Origin of the sequence: Pseudonocardia terrae (genome assembly GCF_021343995.1) — a bacterium.
Classification (GTDB): domain Bacteria; phylum Actinomycetota; class Actinomycetes; order Mycobacteriales; family Pseudonocardiaceae; genus Pseudonocardia; species Pseudonocardia terrae.
The window spans coordinates 1-18,564 of the sequence record NZ_JAJTTE010000073.1 but is presented as its reverse complement, the minus strand read 5'-3'; the positions used below and the strand labels follow the sequence as shown (position 1 = coordinate 18,564).

At 75.2% G+C, this 18,564-nt stretch carries 14 protein-coding genes; 5 read left to right on the top strand and 9 right to left on the bottom strand.

Translation table 11 applies throughout. The features are described 5' to 3' along the window. From LWC33_RS31165 to LWC33_RS31135, 7 genes are all read right to left on the bottom strand, one after another. Nucleotides 1-1,020, bottom strand: a complete 1,020-nt coding sequence (locus tag LWC33_RS31165) for a PHP domain-containing protein (RefSeq protein ID WP_233308287.1) — start codon at nt 1,018-1,020, stop codon at nt 1-3. Between the two features lie 172 nt (nt 1,021-1,192). Further along, nucleotides 1,193-2,731: a CYTH and CHAD domain-containing protein gene (locus LWC33_RS31160; protein WP_233308286.1), complete on the bottom strand. Its 1,539-nt coding sequence runs from the start codon at nt 2,729-2,731 to the stop codon at nt 1,193-1,195. 65 nt (nt 2,732-2,796) lie between these two features. Further along, nucleotides 2,797-4,242, bottom strand: a complete 1,446-nt coding sequence (locus tag LWC33_RS31155; RefSeq protein ID WP_233308285.1) for an AMP-binding protein — start codon at nt 4,240-4,242, stop codon at nt 2,797-2,799. 3 nt (nt 4,243-4,245) lie between these two features. After that, nucleotides 4,246-5,643 (bottom strand): FAD-binding oxidoreductase, encoded by a 1,398-nt coding sequence (locus LWC33_RS31150; RefSeq protein WP_233308300.1) that lies wholly within the window; start codon nt 5,641-5,643, stop codon nt 4,246-4,248. A gap of 131 nt (nt 5,644-5,774) precedes the next feature. Continuing rightward, nucleotides 5,775-6,716 carry an NAD(P)/FAD-dependent oxidoreductase gene (locus tag LWC33_RS31145; RefSeq protein WP_233308284.1) on the bottom strand — a complete coding sequence of 314 codons (942 nt, stop codon included), beginning with the start codon at nt 6,714-6,716 and terminating at the stop codon, nt 5,775-5,777. A 73-nt stretch (nt 6,717-6,789) separates the two neighbouring features. Then, nucleotides 6,790-7,737: an o-succinylbenzoate synthase gene (locus LWC33_RS31140; RefSeq protein ID WP_233308283.1), complete on the bottom strand. Its 948-nt coding sequence runs from the start codon at nt 7,735-7,737 to the stop codon at nt 6,790-6,792. Between the two features lie 21 nt (nt 7,738-7,758). After that, the gene (locus LWC33_RS31135; protein WP_233308282.1) at nt 7,759-9,216 is read right to left on the bottom strand and encodes a flavin-containing monooxygenase; all 1,458 of its coding nucleotides are present in this window, start codon (nt 9,214-9,216) and stop codon (nt 7,759-7,761) included. Nucleotides 9,217-9,289: 73 nt separating this feature from the next. Here LWC33_RS31135 and LWC33_RS31130 point away from each other — a divergent pair, with 73 nt between their 5' ends. Both LWC33_RS31130 and LWC33_RS31125 read left to right on the top strand, forming a co-directional pair. After that, complete coding sequence (locus LWC33_RS31130) at nt 9,290-9,931, top strand: TetR/AcrR family transcriptional regulator (RefSeq protein WP_233308281.1); 642 nt, start codon at nt 9,290-9,292, stop codon at nt 9,929-9,931. A 129-nt stretch (nt 9,932-10,060) separates the two neighbouring features. Next, nucleotides 10,061-10,804, top strand: coding sequence for a siderophore-interacting protein (locus tag LWC33_RS31125; RefSeq protein WP_233308280.1), 744 nt, complete (start codon nt 10,061-10,063; stop codon nt 10,802-10,804). Between the two features lie 68 nt (nt 10,805-10,872). On the opposite strand, the gene LWC33_RS36340 is transcribed toward LWC33_RS31125, so the two are convergent. Both LWC33_RS36340 and LWC33_RS31115 read right to left on the bottom strand, forming a co-directional pair. After that, a complete protein-coding gene (locus LWC33_RS36340) occupies nt 10,873-12,411 on the bottom strand; it encodes a TLP1 C-terminal extension domain-containing protein (protein ID WP_233308279.1) in 1,539 nt (512 codons plus the stop codon). Nucleotides 12,412-12,488: 77 nt separating this feature from the next. Next, complete coding sequence (locus LWC33_RS31115) at nt 12,489-12,935, bottom strand: hypothetical protein (protein ID WP_233308278.1); 447 nt, start codon at nt 12,933-12,935, stop codon at nt 12,489-12,491. Nucleotides 12,936-13,125: 190 nt separating this feature from the next. On the opposite strand from LWC33_RS31115, the gene LWC33_RS31110 reads away from it, so the two are divergent. From LWC33_RS31110 to LWC33_RS31100, 3 genes are all read left to right on the top strand, one after another. Next, a complete protein-coding gene (locus tag LWC33_RS31110) occupies nt 13,126-13,863 on the top strand; it encodes a response regulator transcription factor (RefSeq protein WP_233308277.1) in 738 nt (245 codons plus the stop codon). A gap of 10 nt (nt 13,864-13,873) precedes the next feature. Beyond that, nucleotides 13,874-15,367, top strand: coding sequence for a sensor histidine kinase (locus tag LWC33_RS31105; protein ID WP_233308276.1), 1,494 nt, complete (start codon nt 13,874-13,876; stop codon nt 15,365-15,367). Between the two features lie 892 nt (nt 15,368-16,259). Next, nucleotides 16,260-18,494, top strand: a complete 2,235-nt coding sequence (locus tag LWC33_RS31100) for an ArnT family glycosyltransferase (RefSeq protein WP_372476732.1) — start codon at nt 16,260-16,262, stop codon at nt 18,492-18,494. Nucleotides 18,495-18,564: the final 70 nt, after the last annotated feature.

Here is an 18,564-nt window from a genome sequence, read left to right as displayed (position 1 = left end):
TCAGGTTCGCGCCGCGAGCAGCTCGTCCAGCTCCCAGGTGTTGCGGATCCTCTCGGTCGGCACGCCGCACTGCACGGCCCGCGTACAGCCGTAGTCGAGCCAGTCGAGCTGGCCCGGGGCGTGCGCGTCCGTGTCGACGGTGAACTCGCAGCCCGCCTCCACTGCCAGCCGCAGCAGACGCTTCGGCGGGTCCAGCCGCTCCGGCCGGGAGTTGATCTCGACGGCCACGCCGTGCTCCGCGGAGGCGGCGAACACCGCGTCGGCGTCGAACTCGGACTCCGGGCGCTTGCGCTTCCCCGTGACCATCCGCCCGGTGCAGTGCCCCAGCACGTCGACGTGCGGATTCGCGACCGCGGTGAGCATCCGCTCGGTCATCTCGTCCCGCGGCATCCGCAGCTTGGAGTGCACGCTGGCGACGACGACGTCGAGCTGGGCGAGCAGCTCCTCCTCCTGGTCGAGGGCGCCGTCGTCGAGGATGTCGACCTCGATGCCGGTGAGCACCCGGAATCCGGACAGACCGGCGTTGAGTTCTGCGATCTGCTCCAGCTGGCGGCGCAGGCGCTCCGGGGACAACCCGTTCGCCACCGTCAGCCGGGGCGAATGGTCGGTGACCACGAGGTAGTCGTGCCCGAGTGTGATCGCGGTCTCGACCATCTCCCACAGCGGGGAGCCGCCGTCGGACTGGTCGGTGTGGCTGTGACAGTCGCCGCGCAGCGCCTCCCGCAGCTCGGCCGCGGCCGTGTCCAGCTCGACGCCCTCGGTGGCCTCCAGGCGTCGCAGGTAGACCGGCACCTCGCCGCGCAGGGACTCGGCGACGCACCGGGCGGTGACGTCGCCGACCCCCTTGAGGTTGCGGAGCTCGCCGGAGCGCTCGAGCGCGGCGAGCTGCTCGGGGTCCTTGCCGCGCAAGGCCGCGGCGGCGGTGCGGAAGGCGCGGACCCGGTAGGTCGACTCGTGCGCACGTTCCAGCAGGAACGCGATCCGCCGGAGGTCGCCCACCGGGTCCCGTGCGTCGTCCATGGCGCCGAGTCTGTCAGTCCTCGCGGTGCCGATGCTCGCTCCGCACGCTCCGCGCGGTGCCGACGCTCGCTCCGCTCAGTGCCGATGCACGCTCCGCGCGGTGCCGATGCACGCTCCGCGCGGTGCCGATGCACGCTCCGCTCAGTGCCGATGCTCGCTCCGCAAGCTCCGCTCAGTGCCGCCGCAGCTCCGGCAGCTGCTCCTCGACCCGCTCGGCGTCGGCCTGCGCGCGGCCGTAGAGGATGCCGAAGGTGAAGCCGTTCTCGCCCTCCGCGGACGCCTGCGCGCCCAGCTCGCGCAGCAGCTGCCGCCCGACGACGAGGTCCTGGTGCTCGCCCAGCGCCTTGGTGATCGCCTTGAGCTTCCTGGCCTGCTTGGGGGTGCCGGCCAGCTCGGTGGCGTAGCGCAGGCGCTTGCCGGCCTTGCGGGCGTCGTGGATGGCGGTGTCGGAGTCCCCACTCGAGGCGAGCGCATCGAGGGCGGCGGCGACCCGCTTGTCGAAGCGCTTGTCCGCCTTCTTGAGCGCGGCCGACAGCGCCTTCGTCCCGGCCTTCTTCGAGCCGGCGCCCTTCGCCAGCGGCGGGTCCTGCAGGAAGCGCTCGATCGCCCCGCGCAGCGCCGCGTAGCGCTCGCCGTCGAGCGCGGCGATCGCCGCGGCCCGGGCCTCGGCACGCGCCCGCGCGAAGTGCCGCGTGACCTGCGCCTGCACCGGCCCGAGGACCAGCTCGGGCGGCAGCGCCCGCACGGCGGCGGTGATCTGCTCCTCCTGGACCTCGCTGTCGCGGGCGGGGGCGAGGGCGCGGCCCAGCCAGCGCAACTCCTCGATCAGCGCCTCGACGCGGGGGCCCTCGCAGACGGGCGAGAAGGCCTGCAGGGCGCTGCGCATCCGACGCGCGGCGACCCGCAGCTGGTGGACGGCGTCCTCCTCGTCCCGGCGGGCCCGCAGGTCCTCGGCGGCGAGCCGGTCCGCGTGCTCGCCGAGGTAGCCGAGGACGGCGGCGCCGGCGCTGCCCTTCCGGCCCGTCCAGCGGGCCGGGGGCGGCGGGGCGGCCTCGCGCAGCAGCCGGTCGAGCTCGGCCTCGGCCGGGGCGTCGGCCGGCGCGGCGCCGGTCGCGGCCAGCCGCTCGGCGAGCGCCTCGAGCAGCCCGACCGGGCCACCCGAGATCGTCACCGCGTCCTCGGTCCAGTTCTCCAGCGTGGTGGCCTCGCCGAAGGTGGCGAGCTGGACCTCGTCGCGGCGGATCTCGGCGATCTCACGGCGCCGGGCGTCGCGCAGCGACTCGACGATACGGACCCGGCGGATCCGGCCGACGGGCGCGACGTCCGCGCCGCGGAGCACGCCCTGCACCAGCTCGCGCAGCTCGGCGGGCACCTCGGGGTCGACCCCCTCGACGTCCGGCGGGGGCGCCGGGATGCGCAGCTGCTCGCCCTCGACGGCGTCGGGCAGGTCGAGGCGCCAGAACGCCTCGGGGTGCGCCGGGTCGTCCGTACGGTGGATCGCGAGGACGATGCCGGAGGTCGCGAGCCGCAGGTCGGGCGAGTCGTACCGCTCGAACTCCAGCACGACCGGGTCACTGGCGACGGTCGAGCGCACCCCGTCGAGACCGGCCAGGTTCGGGGCGCCCGCCGCGGCCGGCCCGCGGTAGCCGGCCGTCGGTCGGTCGGTCGCGGTCGTCTTCCTGGTGCTGTTCGTCGGGGTGCCGGTAGTCATGGGACGAGGATGCCCGATTCGGGTGATCCACAACCATGATCGTGCGGGCCGCCCTCACACCCCGTTCACAGCAGCTTCTTCTGCACCTTCCCCATCGCGTTGCGCGGCAGCGACTCCACGAACCGCACCTCGCGTGGGCGCTTGTGCGGGGACAGTAGGGCGGCGACGTGGTCGACGAGCTCGCGGGCCAGCGTCTCGTCGGTTCCGGGCGCCTCCCCCGCCGGCACGACGTGCGCCACGATCTTCTCCCCCAGGTCGGGGTCCGGCACGCCGACGACGGCGACCTCGGCCACCGCGGGATGCTCCAGCAGCGCGTTCTCGATCTCCCCCGCGCCGATCTTGTAGCCCCCGGACTTGATCAGGTCCGTGGCCTGCCGGCCGACCAGGGCCAGCAGCCCCGTGTCCGTCCAGCGGCCGATGTCGCCGGTGCGGAACCAGCCGTCGTCGGTGCGGGAGGCCGCCGACGCCTCGGGAAGGTCGAGGTACCCGGAGAAGAGCTGCGGGCCGCGGACCTCCACGGCGCCGAGACCCTCGTCGGGCTGCTCGCCCTCGACCGCGGGCAGCGGTGCCAGCCGCACCTCGGTGTTCGCCAGCGGCCGCCCCACCGTGCCGACCTCGGGCTGCTCGTCGGCGCGGGCGGCGGTGAGGATCAGCGTCTCGGTGAGCCCGTAGCGCTCGCGGACGGCGATCCCGGTCGCCTTCTCGATCCGGGCGTGGTCGACGGCCGTGAGCGCGGCCGAGCCGGAGATCAGCAGCCGGGCCCCGCCGACCGTGCGCCCGGCCTCGGGGTCGGCCTCGAAGTCGGCGGCCAGCCGGTGGTAGTGCGTGGGCACGCCGAACACCATGGTGGCGCCGCCGGCGACCGCGGCCGCCAGCGTCGCCCCGTCGATCGCGCCGAGGTGGTGCAGCGAACCGCCGCGGCGCAGCGGGCCGAGGGTGCCGAGGACCAGCCCGTGCACGTGGAAGATCGGCAGCGCGTGGGCGAGCCGGTCGGCGCCGGTCCAGGCCCAGGCCTCGGCTAGGGCGTCGAGGTCGGCCGCGACCGCGCCGCGGGAGAGCACGGCGCCCTTCGGCGGGCCGGTGGTGCCCGAGGTGTAGACGACCAGCGCCGGCGCGTCCGCGGGCGGCTCGTCGGGCAACGGCAGCGGCTCGGGCCGCGCGCTGACGTCGACCTCGAGGCGGGGCAGACCGGCGATCCCCGCGGGCAGGGCGAGGCCGGGCGCGGTCAGGACCACCTCGGGTGCCGAGTTCGCGACGATATGCGCGAGCTCCCGCTCCCCCGCCTTCGGGTTCACCGGCACCACCGGGACGCCGGCGAGCAGCCCGGCCGTGATGCCGGTGGCCGCGGCGAGCGTCGGGGTGGCCCAGACGGCGATGCGGGACCGGCCGGCGACTTGCGCGCCCAGGTCCGAGGCCAGGGCGGCGAGTTCGCGATAGGTCAGGGCGCCGTCCGGGAACTGCAGGGCGGGCCCGTCGGTGGGGTCGGCGAGCGCGGGGAACAGCTGGTTCATGATCTACAGCACCTTGCCGGGGTTGAGGATCCCGTCCGGATCCAGGGCCTTCTTGATCGCCTCCTGCAGGGCGAGCGAACCCGGATCGAGCTCGCGGCGCATGCCGGCGCGCTTGAGCAGGCCCACGCCGTGCTCGCCGGTCACGGTGCCGCCGAGGTCGATCGCGGCGTCGACGATCTCGTCGAAGGCCCGCTGGGCCCGCGCCTTCGCCTCCGGGTCGCCGGGCGGCACCATGATCAGCGGGTGCAGGTTGCCGTCGCCGGCGTGCGCGACCGTGCCGATGAAGGTGTCGTGCCGGGCGGAGATCGCCTCGATCCGTTCCAGCATCTCGGCGAGCCGGTTGCGCGGCAGGCAGACGTCCTCGGTGAGCTGGGCGTCGCCGCGTTGCTCGAAGGCGGGGTAGGCGAGGCGGCGGGCGGCGAAGAGTGCGTCGGCCTCGACGGGGTCGGTCGAGACGAGGGCGTCGCGGGCGCCGTGGGCCTCGAACGCGGCGAGGATGCCGTCGGCCTCCGCGGTGGCGGCGGGCTCGGGCAGGTCGGTCTGGGCCAGCAGGAGCGCGGCGGCGTCCTCCGGCAGGCCCATGTGCTTCCAGTCGTTGACGGCCTTGAGGCAGTGCCGGTCCACCAGCTCGAAGATCGCGGGCTGCAGCCCGGCGGCGGTCACCGCCGCCACGGCCGCGCCGCAGTCGGCCAGGGTGTCGAAGAACCCGACGACGGTGCGCGGCGGCGCGGTCCGCGCCGGCCGCAGCCGCACGGTCACCTCGGTGATCACGCCGAGCGTGCCCTCGGACCCGACCAGCAGGCCGGCGAGGTCGTAACCGGCCACGCCCTTCGCGGTGCGCCGGCCGACCCGGACGATCTCGCCCGCCGCCGTGACGATCTCCAGCGCGAGCACGTAGTCGCGGGTCACGCCGTACTTCACGCAGCACAGGCCGCCGGCGTTCGTGGCCACGTTCCCGCCGATCGTCGACCACGGCGCGCTCGCCGGATCCGGCGGGTACCAGAGGCCCTCTTTCGCGGCGGCCGCGCGCAGGTCGTCGTTGACCACCCCCGGCTGGACGACCGCGAGCCGCTCCCCCGCGTCGATCTCCACGATGTCGCGCATCCGCTCCAGGGACAGGACGAGGCCGCCGTCGACGGCGTTGGCCCCGCCGGACAGGCCCGTACCGGCCCCGCGCGGCACGACCGGGACGCGGTGCCGCGCGGCGGCCCGGACGACCTCGGCGACCTCGGCCGTGGACCGCGGCCGGACGACGGCGAGCGGCGCCCCGTACGCGGCCCACTCCGCCTCGTCGTGCACGTAGGGGCGGGCGGTGTCGGGGTCGGTGAGCACCCGGTCCGCGGGCAGCGCCGCGGCCAGCTCCGCGAGTACCGCGCGGCCCGCGTCGCCCGGGTCCGCCATCCGGGGCGCCCCGGTGCCGCGGTCCCAGCCGAAGGGGCGCTCCACGGTGGGGGTCTCCGGCGTCGTCGTCCGGGCGGTCTGGCTCATTCCCGAGACGCTACGTCCTGCCGCCCGGCGATCGCCAACCAGCGCTAACGCTGCAGGCGCTTCACGATCTCGCGGCCGAGCAGGGTTCCGGAACGCCAGGCCGTCTCGATCCGCGAGCTGCCCCAGCCGTCGCCGGCGAGCCCGATGCCGTCGTCGCCGAGGTGGAAGGGCTCGGCGCGGTCGAGCTCCGGGGCGGCGAACCGCCAGCGGCGGGCGTCCGTCCACACCGGCTCCTCGGTCAGCCCGAGCAGCTCGCGCACGGCCCCGACCACCGCCGGGACGGCGCCGGCCGGGTCCGCGTCGTAGGTCCGCGCGACCTCGGAGGTGGTGTGCGCCACCAGGACCGGGACGCCGTCGCCGCGCCGGGCGCCGTCGTCGGCGACGAGGGTGAGCACCGGGTGGTCGTTGACGAACGCGGCGGAGAGCTCCGGCCACTCGCGGGTGGGGTAGCCGGCCGCGACGGTGAGCACCGGCCGCCACGGGCGGTCCGAGGTGAGCGCGACGGCGCCGAGGCCGGGGGCGAGCACGCGCAACGCCTGGGGGTCCGGCATGGCGAGGACGACGACGTCGACGAGCTCGCCGTCGACCCGTGGCCCCTCCTCGACCCGCTTGACCTCGTGGTCCAGCTCGACGTCGAGGTCCTCGGCGAGCGCCGCGACGAGGCTGCGCAGGCCCTTGGGCGCCGCCCACCGCATCGGGCCCGCCGACCGCGACCGGTTCCCGTGCGCGAGCACCGCCATCTCGGCGGTCCACGGCCGCGCCAGCCCGGCGCTGCGCCACCCCGCGACGACCTCGGCGAACTCCGGGTCCCGCACGGTGAAGTAGGCCGCGCCCATGTCGACCGGGCGCCCGTCGTGCGGGGAGCTGGCCATGCGGCCGCCGACGGTGTGGGCGCGGTCGAGGACCTTCACCGGCAGGCCTGTCCGTGCGACCTGGCGGGCGCACGCCACACCCGAGAGCCCGGCCCCGACCACGACGACGCTCATGACGCGGCCAGCGTAGAGCGGCCCGACCCGGGCCGCCGCATCCCGTCGTGGACACGTCCGGGTACGACCGTCCTCACAGGAGCGCGACCCGTTCGGCGCGGGCGCGCCACCACGCCTCGCGCTCCGGATCGGCCGCGACCTCGGCGCGGCGGACGGGCTCAGGGGCGGTGCGTGGCACCGGCAGCACGCCGTCGCGCGGGATCAGCCGGTCGGCGTCGGCGACGACATCGGTGGTGAAGAGCCGGCCGGTCCCGAGCCCGCAGGCGAACTCCAGCTCGGGCAGGGCGGCGGCCAGCGCGATCTCGGCGGCCAGCCCGACGCTCGACTCGAGCGCGGAGGACACCACGCACGGCAGCCCGCACGCCTCCGCGACCTGCAGCGCCCGGCGCACCCCGCCGAGCGGCAGGCACTTGAGGACCGCGACGTCGGCAGCCCCGGCGACCGCCACCCGCAGCGGGTCCTCGGCCCGGCGGATGGATTCGTCGGCCGCGATCCGGACGTCGACGCGCCGGCGCACCGCGGCCAGCTCCTCCACGGTGGGGCAGGGCTGCTCGACGTACTGCAACCCACCCGCGGACGCGTCGAGCGCGCGGATCTCCCGGACCGCGGTGTCGACGTCCCAGCGCGCGTTCGCGTCGACCCGGACGTACCCGGTGGGCCCCAGCGCGTCCCGCACCGCGGCGACCCGCTCGAGGTCCTCGCACGCGGAGTCCGGGTGGTCGGCCACCTTCACCTTGGCGGTGCCGCAGCCCGAGGCGCGCACCATCTCCGCGGCGCGCTCCGGCCCCACCGCAGGGACGATGCAGTTCACGGGAACGGTGTCCCGCACCGGTTCGGGCCAGCCCACCTCCGCCGCCTCGCGGGCCGCGGCGAACCAGGCCGCGGCCTCGGCGTCGCCGTACTCGGGGAAGGCACAGAACTCGCCCCAGCCCGCCGGACCGTGCAGGAGCATCCCCTCCCGCACGGTGATCCCGCGGAACCGGGTGGTCATCGGGATCGCGTAGACCGCGGCGATCTGCATGCCCCGGGAAGGTAGCCGGGGTCAGGCGACGAGCTCGTGGTGCCCCGGGTCGAGCTTCCGGGTCCGGCGGCGGAAGTCGAAGGTGTACCCGGGCCACAGGGTGCGGTTGCGGCCGTGCTCGTCGAGGTACCAGGAGGCGCAGCCGCCCTTGGCCCACACCGCCTTGCCCAGCCTCCGCTGGATCTCGGCGTTGAACTCGGCCTGGGACTCGCTGCGGGTGTCGATAGCGATGGCGCGGTGCCGGTCGACGGTCCGCATGGCGTCGAGCACGTAGTTCAGCTGCGACTCGACCATGAACACCATCGAGCTGTGCCCCAACCCGGTGTTCGGCCCGACGATCGTGAACAGGTTCGGGAAGCCCGCCACCATGGTGCCGAGCAGCGCCGCCGGGCCCTCGGCCCAGGCGTCGGCGAGCTTGACGCCGTCCCGCCCGGTGACGTTCATCCGGGCCAGGCCGTCGGCGACCGTGAAGCCGGTGCCGAAGATGATCGTGTCGACCTCGTGCTCGGTCTCGCGGCCCGCGGCGTCGACCGTGACCACGCCGGTCTCGGTCACGCGGGCGATCCGGTCCGTCTCCACGGCGACGTTGTCCCGGCGCAGGGCCGGGTAGTAGTCGTTGCTCATCAGGATCCGCTTGCAGCCCATGGTGAAGGTGGGGGTGACCTTCTTGCGGAGCGCGGCGTCGCCGGCGAAGACCTTGCGCAGGTAGGCGAGGCCGAGGCGCTGCACCACCCTCATCACGGCCGGGTGCAGGAAGCCGAGCACCAACGCCTCGTGCCGCCAGTACAGCGAGAGCCGCTGGAGGCGCTGCAGCAGCGGGAACCGGCGGAACGCCCGGCGGGTGCGTTCCGGGATCGGGCGGTCCGGCTTGGGCAGCACCCACGGCGCGGTGCGCTGGAACAGCGTCAGGTGCCCGACCTCCGGAGCGATCGCCGGCACGAACTGGATCGCGCTGGCGCCGGTGCCGATCACCGCGACCCGCTTGCCGGCGAGATCGTGCCCGTGGTCCCACTGCGCGGAGTGGAAGGCGGTGCCGCGGAAGCGGTCGAGGCCCTCGATCTCGGGCACCGCGGGCTCGTGCAGCGCGCCGGTGCCGAAGAGCACGTAGCGGGCGCGCAGGGTCTCACCCTCGCTGGTCCGGACGTCCCAGGCGGTGCCGTCCCACTCCGCGCCGGTGACGTGGACGCCGAACCGGATGCGGTCGCGCAGCCGGTACCGGTCGGCCGTGGCCTCCAGGTAGGCGCGGATCTCGGGCTGGCGCGCGAAGGTGCGCGTCCACTCGGGGTTCGGGAAGAACGAGAAGGAGTAGAGGTGCGACTCCACGTCGCAGGCGCAGCCCGGGTAGACGTTGTCCCGCCAGGTGCCGCCGAGGGTCTCGCCCTTCTCCAGGATCAGGAAGTCCCGGCGACCCGCCTCGGCCAGCTTCACCGCGGCTCCCAGGCCGGCGAACCCGCTGCCGACGATCAGGGTGTCCAGCATCTTCGCTCCCCTCCGTGGGTGTTACCGCCGGTAACTTACCACGGGTAACCTAGCCGGGGGTAGGGTTCGCGGTATGGAGACGAGCGCGGCGTCCACCCCTGCCTCGTCCTCCTCCGCACCGTCCCCGCGCAGGCGGGTCTCCCGGGCGGAGCGGGAGCGGCAGATCCTCGACGCCGCCGTGACGGTCTTCTCCGAGCGGGGCTACGCCAACGCCTCGATGGACGCCGTGGCCGAACGGGTCGGCGTCACGAAACCGGTGCTGTACACGCATTTCGGCTCCAAGGAGGGCCTGCTGCTGGCGTGCGTCTCGCGGGCGCGCACCGAGCTGTTGGAGGTCACGTCGGAGGCCGCCTTCGCCGCCGAGGGCCCCGAGGACATGCTGCGCCGCGGCACGCTCGCCTTCTTCCGGTTCCTCGACGACCGCGCCCCCGCCTTCACGCTCCTCTACTCGGAGGCGAGCATCGCCGCGGAGGCGGTCGAGGCGATCCGCGCGCAGCAGACGGACTTCATCGCCGGGCTGCTCGGCGTCGCCGCACCCGGGGCCGACCCGCTGCAGCTGCAGGGCTGGGCGCAGGTGATCGTCGGGGCGTGCGAGCGGCTCGCGGTGTGGCGCAAGCGGGACCCGCGGGTCACCGCCGAGCGGGCCACGGAGTACCTGATGGACCTGGCGTGGGGCGGGCTGGCGGGGCGCACCGACCGCAGTGTGGACCCATGACGCGGCCGGACCGGGGTTCTGACCGCAGTACGGCTCCATAACGCGGTCAGGGCCGGAGTCTGAGTGCGGTATGGACCCGTAACGCGGTCGACGTCGGTGCCTGTGCGCGTTGTGGTTCCATGGTGCGCCGTGACCACGACCGCCCCCCGGCTGCTGCAGGTCAGCCGCAGCACCCGGGTGACCCCGAAGATGATCCGCGTGACCCTGACCGGCGAGGAGCTGGCCGGGTTCCCGGGCGCGGGGCCGGACCGGCGGATCAAGATGTTCTTCCCGGTCGAGGGGCAGGACCGGCCGGCCGTGCCGCGCGCGAGCACCGGCGGCCCCGTCTGGCCCGCGGGTGAGCCGCGCCCCACGATCCGGACCTACACCGTGCGCCGCTTCGACCCGGCCGCCGGGGAGCTCGACGTCGACTTCGTGCTCCACGACGGGTACGGCCCCGCCGCGGCCTGGGCGCAGGAGGCCGCGCCGGGGTCCTGGGTCGGGGTCTCGGAGCCCGGTGGACGCTGGGTGCCGGACCCGGCGTCGGCCTTCCACGTGGTGATCGGCGACGAGTCGGCGCTGCCCGCCGTCGCGACGGTGCTGGAGGCCCTGCCCTCCGAGGTGCCGGCGCTGGCGATCCTCGAGGTCGCCGACGCCGCCGAGGAACAGGACCTGCCGGGCCACGCCGCGGTGACCTGGGTGCACCGCGGCACCGCCCCGGCCGGGGAGCCCCTGGTGGCGGCGGTGCAGGCCGCGACCTTCCCCGAGGGCGAGGGACAGGCCTGGCTCGCCGGCGAGTCCGCCGCGGTGAAGGAGATCCGCACCCACCTGCTCGGCGACCGGAAGCTGAACCGCCGGGCCGTCTACGCCACGGGCTACTGGCGGGCCCGTTAGGCCCACCCCACGCGCTGCCGGGGCCTCAGGTCCACGACACGGCTACTGCGCCCGTAGGCCGGGGTCGGTCAGACCGGGTCCACCTGGATCCGGTCCCCCACCGGCCGTACCCGCACCTCGCGCCCGACCACGGCCTCGCCCGCGGGCTCCGACGGCCCCGCCGGGAACACCGTGAGCGCCTGCGCGCTGGCCGCGTCGCCCTCGGCGGTGCAGCCGGCGAGGCGACGGCCGTCGGTGGTCCGGGCCACGAGGAACCCCTGCGCCGGGTGCCCGTCGCGGTCGTACTCGACCGTCGCGGCCTCGACCCGCACCGGCGCGTCGGAGACCTCGGCGACCGGGCAGGGCGCCGGGCCGGGCTCGGCGGTGTCGTGCGGCTCGGGGTCGCCGATGTACCCGTCGACGTGCGGCTCCCGGCCGAGGACGACGGCGTGCTGGTGGGTGAGGTACCCGCCGTTGGCGTGCACGAGCGCGGTGCCCGCCCCGTCGCGGATGCGCTCGGCGCAGGCCGCCAGCGAGTGCAGGGTGTAGGTCGAGAGCGGCCCGCCGAAGGACGAGTGGCCGCCGGTCGCGCCGGCGAGCGCGGTGGTCGGCAGCCCGAGGTAGCGGCTCGCGAGCCGGGGCACCACCGGGAAGCAGGAGTAGACGTCGACGACGTCGACCGCGTCGGCGGCGAGCCCGGCGGAGGCGAGGGCCCGGTCGAGCACCGAGCACAGCGCCGGCGAACCCGTCAGCGCGGGCCGGGCGAGGACGTCGGCGGCGTCGGCGGCCCCGGCCCCGCCCCAGACGTGCACGAGCCGCTCCTCCGGCACGCCGTGCTCCAGGGCGACGCCCCGCGAGGTCAGCAGGAGCGCCGCGGCCTGGTCGACGAGCGGGAACGCGTTGACCGCGAGGGGATAAGGCTCGCAGATCATCCGGTTGTCCGGTCCGACGCGCAGGATGTCCGCCGGGTCCTTGGCCGTCGGGTTCCACGCGATCGGGTTCTTCGCGGCGACCTCGCTCAACACCGCGAAGACCGACGCACCGCAGGCCATCGTCTCCGCCGGCGTCTCGCCGACGGCGTGCCCGAAGGCCGTGTCCACCATGGGGTAGACCCGGGTCGGCAGCACCAGGCCGGCGGCCTGCATCGCGGGGCTGCCGAGGTCGTCGGGCCCGATCGGGGTGACCCCGCCGGGTTCGGTGGTCCAGCCGAGGTCGGTGCCCGGGTCGACCCCCGCGCGCTGCAGCACACCCAGCGACGCCGAGGCCTCGCCGCCCGCGACCAACTCGACCCGGGACTCCCCCGCGGCGATCCGCGCCGCGGCGGCGTCGACGAGCGCGGCCGGCCACTGCCCGCCGACCGGTGCCGAGAAGGTGTGCGCCGGGCTCGCCGCCAGCCGCTCGGCGAGCAGGGTGGGCAGGTCCGCGTAGGCCCAGCTGGCGACGTGCGGGACGGTGATCGCGTCGACGTCGCGGAGCATCCGCGTGCCGCTGCCGCAGGCGTCGGCGGCGGCCGCGTGCACGGCCTCGGCGATCAGCCGGAGCGGCTCGCGGGCACCCGCGACGGTCCGGTCCCGGTTGGCCAGGACCTGCCCGACACCGACGACGACCGGCGACCTCTCCGCGTGCACCGGCGAAAACTAGTACAGGGCGGCCCGGCCGGTCGGGCCGGGACCGCCCCGTGATCGAACCGTGGCCGAGCGGCTCGTCAGCCGCTGGTCGCGGCGCCGCCCGGGGCGGGTGCGAGGTCCGCGCACGCCGCCATCGCCTTCTGCCAGGTGGCCGAGTCCACGCCGGGCGGGGACTGCATGGCCCCCGCGTCGCCGGCCTGCGGCGGCGTGCCACCGGCCGCCGGGACGCCGCTCGGCGGGGTGGCACCCGCCTCGGGGGCACCCGACGGCGGGGTGCCCTGACCGTCCTGACCGCCGCCCGGGCCCCCGGCCGGCGCCTCGACGCCGTTCTCGGAGAGGCAGGCCTGGAAGGCGTCCGCCGCGGTGTCGGCGTCGTCGCTCGTGCTCGACCCGCTCGCGGTCGACCCCGAGGTGCCCGCCGACGAGTCCGTCGAGGAGCCGCAGGCCGCCAGCACCGCGGTGGCGACCAGCGCCACCGGGAGCAGGGCGAGCCGGCGGGCCCGGCGGGAGTCGAGAAGGGACATCGCGTGCTCCTGATCCGGTCGCGGTGTGTGGGTGAGGTGAAGCGGGTCCGCGACCGGCGCCTACCGTCGCGGCACCGGCTGTGCACGCGCTGTGCGGCGGACCTGCGGGGCGTGTGCGGGCGCTCCCGCACAGGGAACGCACAGGAAGCGCCCACCGGCGACACAGCCGCGCGGGCGAGGCTCTCCTACCATGACCGAGGTGAGCGAGCAGTCCGCACCACTCCGCCGCGCCGACGGCAGTCCCGTCCGCGTCCTGGTGGTCGACGACGAGGCCACCCTGTCGGACCTGCTCTCGATGGCCCTGCGCTACGAGGGCTGGGAGGTGCGCAGCGCCGGCGACGGGCTCACCGCGGTCCGGACCGCACGGGACTTCAAGCCCGACGCCGTCGTCCTCGACATCATGCTGCCAGACCTCGACGGGCTCGAGGTGCTGCGCCGGCTCCGCGCGGACAGCCCCGAGGTACCGGTCCTGTTCCTCACGGCCAAGGACGCGGTGGAGGACCGGGTCGCCGGCCTGACCGCGGGCGGCGACGACTACGTCACCAAGCCGTTCAGCCTCGAGGAGCTGGTCGCGCGGCTGCGCGGACTGCTGCGCCGCGCCGGGATGACCGCCGCACGGCAGGGCTCCGAGCTCGTCGTCGGCGACCTGGTGCTCGACGAGGACAGTCACGAGGTGCGCCGCGGCGAGACCGACGTCGAGCTCACCGCCACCGAGTTCGAGCTGCTGCGGTTCCTCATGCGCAACCCCAGACGGGTGCTCTCCAAGGCGCAGATCCTCGACCGCGTGTGGCACTACGACTTCGGCGGCCAGTCCAACGTGGTGGAGCTGTACGTCTCCTACCTGCGCAAGAAGATCGACGCCGGGCGGGCGCCGATGATCCACACCGTGCGCGGGGCCGGGTACGTGCTCAAGCCCGCCGCGGGGTGATGATGGGCGCATGGCCGCACGGGTGACCGACCGGGTCGTGGCGCGGAGCCGGACGCTGCGGGCCCGGCTCGTCGTCACCGTGCTGCTGCTGATCGCCCTGGCCTGCGCCGTCATCGGGGTCGCGACGGCGATCGCGTTGCGCAGCTTCCTCTATCACCGCCTCGACGAGGACGTGCTCGGCGGCGCGGCCCGCTTCCAGTACTCCCGCCACGAGCCCGCCCCGCCCGGCCTCACCCGTGCGGACTCCTTCCTCGGCCCTGCGCAGAAGCCCGGCACGCTCGGCGCGGTGGTGCGCGCGGGAGTCGTCGAGGAGGCGGCCGTCACCGACCGGCGGGGTTCCTCGCGGGCGGTGCCCGAGGCCGACGTCGCCCAGCTCGCCGCCCTGCGCCCCGGCGACCACCCGCAGACCGTGTCGCTCTCCCTCGGCGAGTACCGCGCCGTCGCCGTGCCCGCGCCCGACGGCTCGGTCCTGGTGCTCGGGCAGCCCGCACAGGAGGTCGCGGACGTCGTCAACGGGCTGGCCGTGATCGAGCTGATCGTGATCGGGGCCGCGCTCGGCGGTGCCGCCATCGCGGCGACGGTGCTGGTCCGGCGCGAGCTGCGGCCGCTCGAGGAGGTCGCGGGCATCGCCGCGAAGGTCTCCGCGATGCCGCTCGACCGCGGCGAGGTCGAGCTGGCCGCCCGGGTCCCCGAGATCGACGAGCGCACCGAGGTCGGGCAGGTCGGCGCGGCCCTGAACCGCATGCTGGACAACGTCGAGGGCGCCCTCGAGGCCCGCCAGGACAGCGAGACCCGGCTGCGCCAGTTCGTCGCCGACGCGAGCCACGAGCTGCGCACGCCGCTCGCCGCGATCCGCGGGTACGCCGAGCTGACCCGCCGGGACGGCGCCGCGCTGCCCGAAGGGACCGCGCACGCGCTGACCCGCATCTCGTCGCAGGCCGAGCGGATGAGCACGCTGGTCGAGGACCTGCTCCTGCTCGCGCGCCTCGACGCCGGCCGCCCGCTGGAGCGCGCGCCCGTCGACCTCACCCGGCTGGTGCTCGACGCCGTCTCCGACGCCCACGCCGCCGGCCCCGACCACCGCTGGCAGCTCGACCTGCCCGAGGAGCCGGTCACGGTGCCCGGCGACGCCTCGCGGCTCACCCAGGTCCTCACCAACCTGCTGGCGAACGCCCACACCCACACGCCCCGGGGCACGGAGGTGACCGTGGGCCTCCGGGCGGCCGACGGGTTCGCCGTGCTCAGCGTGACCGACACCGGCCCCGGCATCCCGGCCGAGCTGCAGCCGCACGTGTTCGAGCGGTTCGCGCGCGGCTCCACCGGCCGTGCCCGCGCGGTCAACAACACCGCCAGCACCGGCCTCGGCCTGGCGATCGTCGACGCCGTCGTCGCCGCCCACGGCGGGCGGGTCGGCCTGGAGTCCCGCCCGGGCCACACCGAGTTCCGGGTGACCCTTCCCCTCACCCCCACATCCGTGGTCACCGAGGCGCCGGTACGGGTGTGACCGGCCGCCGGCGGTCGCGTGACCAGCCGCCGGTGTCCGTGTGACCAGCTGACCGCCGGCGCGGTGTGACCGGCTGCCCTGCGCGCGCTGCAGCCGGCCGCCGGCGCGGTGTGACCGGCCTTGCGCGCGCTGCAGCCGGCTTCCAGGGGTGGCGAGCACCGTTCCCCGCGAAGATCGTTTCGAGCGTCACGCTGCGGTGGTGCGAACAGCCGTAATGTGACGTTCGCACGTGCGAGGTCACGCAAGATCACTGCGAGCGTCACCGTGCTGCTACCTGCGCTGCAACCCTGTGACGTTCGCCGTGATCAAGGGCAGAGCGGGCCTCCGCTCGCGCTTCCTCCACCGATCCGCCCTTGGTCACGTACCCACCCTCCACCTGAACCGCTGCGATGGTGCGCACCGCTGTGGTGTGACGCTCGCCCGGGCCTGGTCGCACAAGATCACTGCGAGCGTCACCGTGCTGCTGCCTGCCCGACAACCCTGTGACGATCGCCGTGATCAAGGGCCTGCCGGTCAACGTCGGCGGGTTCGGGGCAGAGCGGGCCCTCGCCAGCGGCTTCCCGCACCGATCTGCCCTTCATGCGCCTCCGGCTCGCCCTGCCGTCCTTCCCGGGGCCGCTTCGTCCGAGAGCGACGAAAAGTGCCGTGATCAAGGGCAAATCGGGGTCCCGGCCGCGCTTCCAGCACCACTCCGCCCTTGATCACGTGCCCCCGCCCCCTCCCCACAGCTGTCCCCCACGGCCGACAGCAGCACCGTGATCAAAGGTTTTCGGGGCCTCCCAAGGTGCTCGCAGACCCGATCTCCCCTTGATCACATCGGAGGGGGCGCTCACAGCCGCCGCACAGGTGCGGCACCGGATCACCACAGCGGCGCCGGCCAGCCTCGGGCAGCGTGACCAGCTCCCTGACACGCCCCGCCGATCCGCCTGTGGCCGAGGAGCCGCCCCGGCGACGCCGGCGGACGCTGCCGGAGCGCGCGTCGCTCGCAGTGCTGTTGGTCGGGACCGGGTTCCTCTACCTGTGGAACCTCTCGGCCTCCGGCTGGGCCAACGCCTTCTACGCGGCCGCCGCAGAGGCCGGCGGCGCGAACTGGGAGGCCTGGTTCTTCGGGTCGTCCGACGCCGCCAACGCGATCACCGTGGACAAGACGCCCGCCGCACTGTGGGTGACCGGGCTGTCGGTGCGTCTCTTCGGGCTGAGCAGCTGGAGCATCCTCGTCCCCCAGGCGCTGATGGGGATCGGGGCCGTCGCACTGCTGTACGCCACCGTGCGGCGGACCTCCGGCCACGCGGCCGGCCTGCTGGCGGGGGCGGTGCTCGCGCTGACCCCCGTCGCCACCCTGATGTTCCGCTTCAACAACCCCGACGCCCTGCTGGTGCTGCTGCTGGTCGCGGCGGTGTGGGCGACGCTGCGCGGGCTCGAGCGCGGGCACGGACGCTGGCTCGCGCTCGCCGGTGTGTTCATCGGCCTCGGGTTCCTCACCAAGATGCTGCAGGCCTTCCTGATCGTCCCGGCGCTCGCCGCGGTCTGGCTGCTCGCCACCCCGACCGGGATCGGACGACGGGTCCGGGACCTGCTGCTCGCGGGCATCGCGCTGGTCGTCAGCGCGGGCTGGTGGGTGCTGGTGGTGGAGCTGTGGCCCGCCTCGTCGCGGCCCTACATCGGCGGCTCGCAGAACAACTCCGTGATGGAGCTGGTGCTGGGCTACAACGGCTTCGGCCGCCTCACCGGCGACGAGACCGGCAGCGTCGGCGGCGGCCCGGGCGGCGGCTGGGGCCAGACGGGCCTCGGCCGGCTCTTCGGCTCGGAGATGGGCTCGGAGGCCTCCTGGCTGATCCCGGCGGCGCTGATCCTCCTGGTGGGGCTGCTCTGGCTGACCGCCCGCCGGCCCCGTACCGACCGCGTCCGCGCCGCCACGATCGCGTGGGGCGGCGGGCTGCTGGTCACCGGCCTGCTGTTCAGCTTCATGGCCGGGATCATCCATCCCTACTACACGGTCGCCCTGGCCCCGGCGATCGGCGCGCTCGTCGGCATGGGCGCAGTGGAGCTGTGGCGGATCCGCGCGACGACGACGGCGCGGGTCTACCTGGGTCTCGCCGTGGCGGTGAGCGCGGTGTGGGCGTTCGTGCTCCTCGGGTCGTGGCAGCCGTGGTTGCGCTGGACGGTCCTCGCGCTCGGCGTGGTCACGGCCGCCGCGCTCCTGGGCGTGCACAAGCTCCCGCGGCTGCTCTCCGCCGGCGTGGTGACGGCGGCGGTGCTGGCCTCGCTGGGCGGCACGGCCGCGTGGTCCGTGGCGACCGCCGCCCAGCCGCACAGCGGCGCGATCCCCAGCTCCGGGCCGGCGGGCGTCGGGATGCGGGGTCCGGGTGGGACGGGTGGACCCGGCGGCTTCCGCACGGGCGGCTTCGGCGGTCCCGGCGGGGGCATGCGCGGCGGGTTCCGCACCGGACAGGCGACCACCGGACAGGCGACCAACGGGCAGGCCGGCACCCCCGGCACCCCCGGCACCCCCGGCACCCCCGGCACCCCCGGCACCCCCGGCACCCCCGGTACCCCCGGTACCCCCGGCGCTGGCGGCGCTGGCGGCACCGGCGGCACCACCGCCCCCGGAACGACCGGCACCGGCGGCACCACCGCCCCCGGAACGACCGGCACCGGCGGCTCCGCGGCTCCTGGAACGACCGGTACCGGCGGCAACGGCTTCGGCGGGTTCGGGGGCATGCGTGGCGGCATGGGAGGTGGCTTCGGCTCCCTCCTCGGCACCACCACCCCACCCGCGGCGGTGACGCCGATGCTGCAGGAGAACGCGTCCGGGTACACCTGGGTCGCCGCGGCCGTCGGCTCGAACGCGGCGGCGGGCTACCAACTGGCGGCCGACGCCCCGGTCATGGCGCTCGGCGGCTTCAACGGCACCGACCCCGCCCCCACCCTCGCGCAGTTCCAGCAGTACGTGGCCGAGGGCAGGATCCACTGGTTCGTCGACGGCGCCGGCTCCGACGCCCGCGGCTCGAACACCGGCGGCAGCGACGCGGCCGCGGAGATCGCGGAATGGGTGCAGCACAACTTCGCCGCGCAGACGGTCGACGGCGTCACTCTCTACGACCTCACGAGCGGCACCGCCTCCTGACCCAGCCCGGCCCGACCCGGCCCGACCCAGCCCGGCCCGACCCAGCCCGGCCCGACCCAGCCCGGCCCGA